The organism is Cyclonatronum sp. (genome assembly GCF_022565315.1).
GTDB lineage: Bacteria > Bacteroidota > Rhodothermia > Balneolales > Cyclonatronaceae > Cyclonatronum.
This window is the reverse complement of sequence record NZ_JAIUMX010000130.1, coordinates 1-9,355: the sequence shown is the minus strand read 5'-3', so window position 1 is coordinate 9,355 and position 9,355 is coordinate 1. Positions and strand designations below refer to the sequence as shown.

Annotated in this window: 7 protein-coding genes and 1 CRISPR repeat array; of the genes, 5 read left to right on the top strand and 2 right to left on the bottom strand. The window is 54.8% G+C overall.

Annotation, left to right across the window (positions count from 1 at the left end; translation table 11 throughout):
- Positions 1-2 precede the first annotated feature (2 nt).
- A CRISPR array of direct repeats spans positions 3-1,002; the repeat unit is 33 nt; unit sequence TAGAAACACATCCATCACAAGAAGGATTGAAAC.
- A gap of 348 nt (positions 1,003-1,350) precedes the next feature.
- The 4 genes from LAT75_RS14045 to LAT75_RS14030 all read left to right on the top strand — a co-directional run bounded on the left by LAT75_RS14045 (position 1,351) and on the right by LAT75_RS14030 (position 6,160).
- A complete protein-coding gene (locus LAT75_RS14045) occupies positions 1,351-2,232 on the top strand; it encodes a hypothetical protein (protein ID WP_291483310.1) in 882 nt (293 codons plus the stop codon).
- Positions 2,233-2,511: 279 nt separating this feature from the next.
- The gene (locus tag LAT75_RS14040) at positions 2,512-3,471 is read left to right on the top strand and encodes a nucleoside recognition domain-containing protein (protein ID WP_291483309.1); all 960 of its coding nucleotides are present in this window, start codon (positions 2,512-2,514) and stop codon (positions 3,469-3,471) included.
- A gap of 57 nt (positions 3,472-3,528) precedes the next feature.
- Positions 3,529-4,050, top strand: coding sequence for a spore maturation protein (locus LAT75_RS14035; protein WP_291483308.1), 522 nt, complete (start codon positions 3,529-3,531; stop codon positions 4,048-4,050).
- A gap of 187 nt (positions 4,051-4,237) precedes the next feature.
- Entirely contained in the window at positions 4,238-6,160 is a 1,923-nt protein-coding gene (locus tag LAT75_RS14030) for a CBS domain-containing protein (RefSeq protein WP_291483307.1), read from the top strand.
- A 51-nt stretch (positions 6,161-6,211) separates the two neighbouring features.
- On the opposite strand, the gene tyrA is transcribed toward LAT75_RS14030, so the two are convergent.
- Positions 6,212-7,336 carry a bifunctional chorismate mutase/prephenate dehydrogenase gene (tyrA, locus tag LAT75_RS14025; protein WP_291483306.1) on the bottom strand — a complete coding sequence of 375 codons (1,125 nt, stop codon included), beginning with the start codon at positions 7,334-7,336 and terminating at the stop codon, positions 6,212-6,214.
- Between the two features lie 219 nt (positions 7,337-7,555).
- Here tyrA and LAT75_RS14020 point away from each other — a divergent pair, with 219 nt between their 5' ends.
- On the top strand, positions 7,556-8,542 hold the full coding sequence (locus tag LAT75_RS14020) for an endonuclease/exonuclease/phosphatase family protein (protein WP_291483305.1): 987 nt from the start codon (positions 7,556-7,558) through the stop codon (positions 8,540-8,542).
- A 23-nt stretch (positions 8,543-8,565) separates the two neighbouring features.
- Here the strand turns inward: LAT75_RS14020 and LAT75_RS14015 are convergent.
- A partial coding sequence (locus tag LAT75_RS14015) for an N-acetylmuramoyl-L-alanine amidase (RefSeq protein ID WP_291483304.1) occupies positions 8,566-9,355 on the bottom strand: 790 nt, incomplete at its 5' end.

The window sequence follows — 9,355 nt, the reverse complement described above, 5'->3', positions numbered from 1 at the left end:
TTTAGAAACACATCCATAAAATTAAGTATTTAAAATTTATCTCCTGGCGCTTCAGCTTTTAAGCTACTTTAACCTTTAGAAACACATCCATCACAAGAAGGATTGAAACAAAAATAGGATAATAGTCCCCTCGGCTGGATTGCGTCCTTTAGAAACACATCCATCACAAGAAGGATTGAAACAACAAAAAAAAATAGTTCATAAGCGAGAAGTCTAGACATTTAGATAATAATACATCAGAAGTAGTATTTAAAATAAATAGACCTATATTCCCACCCGTTTTACTTTTCGACCTTTAGAAACACATCCATCACAAGAAGGATTGAAACAGGCAAAAAAAAGGCATCGCCTGTCACAGCAATGCCCCTTTAGAAACACATCCATCACAAGAAGGATTGAAACTTGCCTGCTTGTTCCCGGCTGTAAGGTGGCCGCTGGCCTTTAGAAACACATCCATCACAAGAAGGATTGAAACGGTGGTACATTTGCCGCAAATGGCAATGTAATAAAGCCTTTAGAAACACATCCATCACAAGAAGGATTGAAACCTTCATCTGTACAGCTTTATGCTTATCAGCAAGACGCACCTTTAGAAACACATCCATCACAAGAAGGATTGAAACCGCATAGAAGGCATGTTCCTTGATGCCATACTCGCGCCCTCTAGAAACACATCCATCACAAGAAGGATTGAAACTTTACGAATTGCAGATTGGCCTGAAAGCTGCGCTTCCCCTCTAGAAACACATCCATCACAAGAAGGATTGAAACTCCCAGCAGGGGACATGCTTGTAAGGACGACCGAAACCTCTAGAAATACATCCATCATAAGAAGGATTGAAACATTTCTTCGGCTGTCACTCCGTCCTCATTGTGGATGGCCTCTAGAAACACATCCATCATAAGAAGGATTGAAACCAGCACCCATTAATGCATCATTAACGCATCATTAACGCCGCCATAAACGCCTTTAAACACATCCATCATAAGAAGGATTAAAGGTCTAATTTGTTTGATGTTTTTACAGTGGTGGATAATCTCATAAATATTCACTGCACCTTGAGGGGTTTTAGGGTATAGTTCATGGGCTGCCTCATGTTTACGGTTCATCATTGAGTAGATGACGCCCAAAAACCAAACTGAATGCTTAACTCCGAATGGTGTGTAAAAGGGCAGATTCATCAGCTACCCTTTCTCCCGGATAAGTTGGGAGTCCTAATAGTCCTGCCCGGGAAATACCCGTGACCTTCAGCTGGTTATAAAGCTCTCAGCACTAAACCCTATCCACATTTCTTTCTATTTTAGCGAGATTCAATTTCTCACTTTAACGGCTTCAAATAATTGCTTCAAATGAAAAAGATTATCATCCGCTCTGTTATACTTCCCTGTTTGCTGGGGCTCTTTGGCCTGCTTCTGCCTCAATATGCTGATGCCCAATATGCTGATACCTGGCGATTCAAGGTATCCCCCAAACTGCTGATTCCATTTAATTTGCAGTCTGATGTGAGTGTTCAGGGAATCACGGAAACCTTTGAGTTGGGGCTGTCTGATTTTGTCTCCCTCGATCAGGCTTTTTCCGGTGGCTTTCGCCTGGAAGGCCGCCGAAACGACTGGGGACTTTTCGCCGACCTCAGCTTTACTTATGCCGAGGATTCACGCCTGGCCCAAAATTACCCGCTTCCCCCGACCCTGGCACTCATCATTAATTCGCGCTTCAATCCCCCAAGTCCGGTACCTGCCGGCACGCCGGTTACGGCCGGTATTCTGGCAAGCGGCAGCGCACTGAGCCTTGAATTTGGGGTTTTGTACCGCCTGTGGGAAGCGGAGGCGACCAACGGAAACCGCTACTTTGCCGAGCCGCTGGCCGCCGTACGCTTCAGCAGCCTGAAGTCAGAACTGGATTTTGAACTGGATTTGGCTGGCATCCCCGTGGTGCGCACCAATCTGAACGTAAGTGACAGTCCGCTAAAGTCGGTAATCGGGCTCAATCTGGGTCTGGAAACAACAGGCCGGTGGTCGGCTGCACTGCTCACTACTGTTGGCGCCTCATTGATCAGTCAGGAAGATCATTTTTCTTTCCGTATCTCACCGCAGGCTGCTTACGCCTTTAACCCCAACCTTGCCCTTACCCTGGGCTACGATTTCCGCTACCTGAATTACGAGCGCAGCCCCAATATCGGGCTCACCCAGAAGCAACATGCGCTCAGCATTGGGCTCAGTGCTGGCTTTTAAGCCCCTTTTGCAGCTCATATTTCCTCAACAGGCAGCCGCTTCGGATTAGTTAAAACTTCCCGGAGCGGCTTTTTTTTGCCCGGATGCTGCCACAGGTGAAGCCGAACGGCTGACCAAAAGCCGGCCCGGGGGATTTTATAGGGGGGATGGGGGAACTAACCGGCTGATGAAAATTTATGTTGCCCTACCCCGGCATTTGGTTTTGGGCAATGGCCGGCGGTTCTGTATCATAAATGCGCATCACCTTTTTTTCAAATTTCCCACCAAAGACCCTCTTTCATGCTGAATTACATTTGGGCCGGCCTCATCATCTTCAGCCTGCTTTTTGCCGTCTCGTCCGATCTTCGCGATTATGCGACCGACGAATTCCAAAACGGTGCTGAAATCGGCATCGAACTCATCATCCCCGAAAACACCCCGCTGCAGCGGCGAACGGCCGTGCAGTTCCGGATTACGGCAGGGCCTGATGCTTCCCCCGAAGTTTTCCGGGCGGAGTGGTTCCCGAGCGAAGATCAGGCGGAGCTGATTATCCCGGTAACGGATGCGCTGCCCGCGCACTGGCGCAAGGTGGCGCAGTTTCAGGATGCGCGGGACCTCACGCAGCTTCGGGCGCTGGTGGTGCAGCGCGAAAGCGGCGCGGCGGCGGTTACGGCGGTCATCACCCTGCCGGAGGTGCACCTGGTGAAAATGCGCAGCATCACCAAGGCGGCCTTCGATATGGCCGAGTTTGCCGTAACCCTGGCCATCGGGCTCATCGGCATTATGGCGCTCTGGCTGGGACTCATGAAAATTGCCGAAGAAAGCGGCCTGATCTATAAAATTGTGAAGGTGGTGAATCCGGTGCTGGGCTTCCTGTTCCCGAATGTGCCGAAAGATCACCCGGCGCTGGGGGCCATCAGCCTGAACCTTTCGGCCAATATGCTGGGGCTGGGCAATGCCGCTACGCCGCTGGGCATCAAGGCGATGGAGGAGCTCCAAAAGCTGAACCCCGACAAGGAAAGCGCGACCAACGCCATGTGCATGTTCCTTACCATGAATACCGCGAGCGTGCAGCTGGTGCCGCCGGTTACGCTCATCGCGCTGCTTGGGGTCGGGGTCGCTGAGCTGTTTTACAGCATCCTTATTACAACGGCGATTTCGCTGGTGGTTGGCGTCACGGCGGCTTCCTACTACGCCCGGAAATTCCCTGAGCCGCCTGCCGTCGTACCCGCAGCGGCTGCGCCTCAGTCGGAAAGCTGATTTCCGCCCGGAACCCCATCACCCTACAAAAATTGTGAACCCACACCGCTCAACACCATGCAGATTTTAAGTATTCTCGTTTTGCCCCTCATCATCGTTGCCATCCCGCTGTACGGCCTCATCAAAAAAGTGCGGGTGTATGAAGTTTTTGTGGAAGGCGCCAAGGAAGGATTTCAGATCGGGGTGCGCATCATTCCGTACCTTGTGGCCATTTTGTTTGCCATCGGCATGTTCCGGGCAAGCGGGGCATTGGAAATGCTCATCGGCCTGCTCGATCCCGTGCTGGCGCTGGTCGGTTTTCCGGCCGAAGTGCTTCCGATGGCGATCATGCGGCCGCTCACCGGCAGCGGCTCGGTTGGCGTAATGGCCGACCTCATTGCCGCCTACGGCGAAGATTCATTTGTGGTGAAGGTGGCCGGAACCATGTTCGGCTCTACGGAAACGACTTTCTACGTGCTCGCCGTGTACTTCGGCGCCGTGGGCATCCGCAAAGTACGCTATGCCGTGCAGGCCGGGCTCATTGCCGACCTCGCCGGCGTTATTGCCTCCGTAGCCGTATGCTACTGGCTGTTCGGGTGATGTGTACCCTGGCCTGCCCTGTTTTCAAAGAAAAACAAACATTTAAGTTTCACAGCCCTTTAATTTTTGATAACTAATCACGATTATCAAAAAAATGAATATTTGATTTCTGTACCGGATTGTTAAACACTGCGGCAGTCCGGTACTTTTCCAATACGACTAAAAACAGGCCTGCGGAGGCATTTTTATGGGGATTCAAAACATAGCAATTGCAACTAACCCGGAAGCCCGGAAGGTTTTTCTGCGGCACCTGATCGATGACGTTCAGGCGCTGCAGCAAATGCTCGATGAAGAGCTGTTCGAATCGGGCATTACCCGCATCGGGGCGGAGCAGGAGTTCTGCCTGGTGAACAGTTTCTACAAACCCTCGCGCAACAACCTGCGGGTGCTGGAAACCATCGGCGACCGCCATTTTACGACCGAGCTCGCCCGCTACAATCTGGAAATCAACCTCGATCCGGTAGAACTGAAAGCCGGCGCCATCGACGGCATGGCCGCGCAGCTCCGGGAAATGCTGGAAAAAGCAGCCCAGGCAGCGGCGCTTCACGGCGAGAAGGTAGTTTTGGCCGGCATACTGCCTTCCATCGATTACCGCTGCGTGCAGCTCGATTACCTCACCCCGCGCGACCGCTACCGCGCCCTCGACACCATGCTCAAAAACCTGCGGGGCGGCGAATTCGAGCTCAATATTTCGGGCGTTGATGAGCTCATCATCAAGCACCGCAACATTCTGTTTGAGGCCTGCAACACGAGCTTTCAGATGCACTATCAGGTTAACCCCGCTGAGTTCGTACAAAAGTACAACTGGGCGCAGGCCATCGCGGGCCCGGTGCTTTCGGTCTGCACCAACTCGCCCCTGCTCATCGGCCGGCAGCTGTGGGCCGAAACGCGCATCCCGCTGTTTCAGCAGAGCATCGATACGCGCAGCATCGGCTTCCACATGCGGGAGCGGCAGCAGCGGGTCACGTTTGGCAACAAGTGGATTTCGGTGCCCACCGATGTGTACAAGAGCGACATCGCCCGGCATACGATTTTATTTTCGACCGATATCGAAAAGAGCTCGCTTCAGGTACTGCGGGAAGGCGGCATACCCAAACTTCGGGCGCTGATGCTGCACAACGGCACCGTTTACAAGTGGAACCGCCCCTGCTACGGCGTGAGCGGCGGCGTGCCGCACCTGCGTATCGAGAACCGCTACCTGCCTTCCGGACCTACGCAGGCCGATGAAATGGCGAATATGGCATTCTGGGCCGGCCTGATGCACGGCATGCCCGAGCGCTACTCGGAAATTGAAAAAATGATGCCTTTCGAGCACGCCAAAGAGAATTTCCAGAAGGCGGCCATGTGGGGCATCGGCAGCATTATGTGGTGGGAGGGTGAGCACATCGCAGCTAAGCGCCTGGTAACTGATAAACTGATCCCCATTGCCGACGAAGGTCTCGCCAAAGCCGGCGTGCCGGAAGAAGAGCGCTTCCGCTGGCTGAGCATCGTGCTGCGGCGCACGGCAAGCTACCACACCGGCTCCCGCTGGATGCTCGGCAGCTTTCGCAAGCTGCGCAAAGATCTCAGCCGCGACGAAGCCTGCACCGCGCTCACGGCCATTCTGTACAAGCGGCAGCAGTCAGGCGAGGTGGTAAGCAAGTGGAAAACCGCCGAAACCAAAGAGCTGGAAGGCATCCGCATGCGCTACGAAATTGCGGGCAACGCCATGACAACCGACCTCATTACCGTGCAGGAGCACGACCTTGCCGATATGGTACAGCGCATTATGAGCTGGCGCAACATCCGGCACCTGCCGGTTGAAGACAACGACGGCCGCCTGCTCGGGCTCATCACCAAGGCCGGACTTACCGCCTGGCTGCAGGCCAACCCCGATCAGCCGTTTGCAACCGCAGCCGACGTAATGCAGCGCGATCCGCTCACCATCTCTGCCGGCATGGAAATCGAGGCCGCCCTCGACCTCATGGAGCGCAACAACCTGAGCTGCCTGCCGGTTGTTACCGAAGGCCTGCTCGCGGGCCTCATCACCGATAAAGACGCAGCGAAAATCCGCTCCCGGCACCGTCTGATCAGCGATAATGAGGATAATGACACCACACCTGAAGGATGATGGGGTGTTGTATCAGGGTGATGCGCACCGCGCCCTTAGACTGCTTCCGGCTTAGCCGAAACGGTCGGCGAGCCGGTTGATGAGGTAGCCGCTCTCCCGAAGCGCCTGTGGACCAAATTCCCCGAAGAAGTCGGTCGCGGCTTCAAATTCACGGATGAATTTTTCCTTGTCGCCCGTCTGCACCATTTCCGAAAGCTGCGTGTGGTGGGCGAGGAAATCGGTAAGCAGCTGCCGCCGCTCGCTATCGGAGAACACGATATCGGCATAGAGGCGGGCATCCTGGGCGAAAATGCGGCCGGTCATCATCAGCTCGGCGCGGTAAATGGGGCTGCTGTAATCGAGCATGTCTTCGGGGCGCAGGTCGAGGCGGTTCATAAACGACGCATGAAGCAGGGCCACAAAGTGCCGCAGGCCCTGCACGAGATGCATGGCGCGGTCGTGAATACCGGCATCGGCCCTTTTGATGCGCATCCCCCAAAGCTCAAACTGACGGATCAGCCATTCTGAAGCATCAGGCTGCCGGCCTTCACAAACCACCATGAGCTGTCGCGAAACCTGCCGCACATCGGGGCCGTGCATGGGGTGCAGCCCCACAACCGGGCCGGCGTGTGCCTGTGTCATGGCCGCTACATAGTCAGCCTTCAGGCTGGTGAAATCGCACAGCAGCTGCTCCGGGCTCATGAAGCGCGCCACACGGGCGATCACATCTTTGGTAAGGTTGATGGGCACCGTGATCAGAACCACATCGGCGCCCTCAATCAAAGCTTTGGCACGCAGCCAATCGTTGCGGTCGAGCGTGCGCACCACATGACCGCTTTTCCTGGCCAAACCGGCGTACAGCCGGCCCATGCCGCCTTCCCCGCCCACAATAAGCCAGGTTTTGGGCTCAGCAGTGGCGCTTGGAAAAGTAGCCTCCGACTGATTTGCGCGGGAGGCACTCATCATCATCCTTAAAAAATCTTCTGCCCAGTCCGGGTCGATGCCGAGTTCTTCGGCCTGTGTGCGGAAACGGTCGGTTTTCTCCTGTTCGCGGCCGGCAACGTAAACCGGCACTTTGGTCTGCCGTTTGGCCTGCACCACCTGCCCGATTACTTCCTGACGTTCGGCGAGCAGGCGCAGCACGGCTTCGTCAATTTGATCGAGCTTTTTGCGCAGCTCTTCGAGGGGTTGACTCATTATTAAGTATGCACTCGTCTTATTTTTGTTGATGGGCGTCAAAGATAGCACATTTACAAGTAGCCTGCTCAGGAAGACCGCAGCCTGAGAAGCGATGCCGCATCCCCGCCGAACAGCACCTTTTAATGTTTTCCGCTGAAGAATTAATGCGGCGAAACAGCTATTATCCGAGAAGTTCATTTTCAGCAAGCAGCCATCACCCTAACAGCTTACAGCCCTATGAAAAACTACTACCTCGCCTGGTGGAATGTCGAAAATCTTTTCGACACGGAAGACTGCCCGAGCCGCCCCGATTTCCTGCAATCGCGCCTGCGTAACGAGCTCAGCGGCTGGACCGCTGCCGTACTCGACCAAAAGCTGAATCAGCTGGCGCACATCATCATGAAAATGAACGGCAATGCGGGTCCTGATCTGCTGGGCATGTGCGAAGTCGAAAATGAAGCCGTTCTGAGCGCTCTCATCGGCAAGCTGGGGGCGCTTGGGCGGAACTACAGGGCGGCGCATCACCCTACCAACGACAACCGCGGTATCGATGTCGCCTTTATTTATGATGCTGATTTGTTTGAATTTGAGCAGCTCTTTCATCATGAAGTGCTCAAGCGGAGTGCCACGCGCGACCTGCTTCAGATTAACCTGCGAACAAAGCCGGGCGGGTACCCGCTGCTGGTTATCGGCAATCACTGGCCGTCGCGGCGGGGCGGCGAGCACAGCTCTGAGCCCTACCGGATTATGGCCGCCGAGACGCTCAGCTACTGGATGGAGCGGATTTTCGAGATCCGCGGCAGCGATATTCCGGTGGTGGTGATGGGTGATTTCAACGACGAGCCGTTTAACCGGGCCCTCACCGAATATGCGTTGTCGTCTAATTCGCTCACACGGGTGCGCAATGCGCGCATCCCGCGGCTGTTCAACCTGATGTGGCCCGTGCTCGGTGATGCGGAAGGCACCTTTTATTTCAACAACTTCCCGCTTGTGATTGATCAGCTCATGGTTTCGCGCGGCGCCCTGCTCGGCAACGCGCCGGTAAGGCTCGCGCCCTTCGCTGACGGCAGAAATGCCCGCATCGAGAAGTTCCCGGAGATGGTGAGCGGCGGCATGTATCCGGATCCCATCCGGTTCGGGCGGCCGTCAACACCCCGTGATTTCAGGCCCGATACGGGCTACAGCGATCACTACCCGATCGCCATGATGCTGAACGAAAAGTGATGCTTTCCCGGCCCGGGCCGCTGTCAGCGCTCACTGATGTGCTGCGCTGAAACCCAGCCCCTGATAACCGTTTCCACCTCGAGCCAGCCGTTTTCCTCTTTGAGGATGCGCACACTCGTTCCTTTAGGGAGCGGATCTGTTACGCGCTCGCTTCCCGCATCCGGACCTTTGCGGATGTTGAGGCTTGAGGCCGTAACCGTACCCTGACGCCGTTCGCGGGGTTTCTCTTCCGGCGTTTCATCGCTGCGGTCGGTATCAAGCAGCCTGCCCCGAAAACGGTCCATCGGAAACGCAGGGCCCGGATCCTGCTTTCTGCCGGGCGAAATTTCATCATGCCCCAGTATTTCGGTGATTCCGTAGGTTTGCATGAGCACCTCGCACAGCTGATGGCAGGCCTGCATCTGCTCGGGTTCAAAAACGCGCCACCATCTCGGGCTGTTTTCATTCTGATGGGTCGCTTCAATCACCTTTCCCTCCTCATAAGTATCTCCGTAGAGTCCCCGCCAAACAGCAGCTGAGCGGGTGAGATAGCCGGGGTTCACAATTTCTATACCAATAGAATAGCGGTTCAGGCTGTGCCGGTCGCCCCAGCGGCTTACACCGGCATGCCATGCGATTCTGTTAAAAGGGATAAGCTGAGTGATGGTGCCGTCGTAATCGATCACAATATGAGCCGACGCTTTTATCTGCGGATTGCGAAACGTGTTTACGGCTGAGCCGGCAGACGGCCCGCCAGTGTAGTGTATTACAATAGTATCGGGTTGACCGTCAGCAAACAGGCCGCTGTCTTTACCGCTCACCTTTTCATGTACC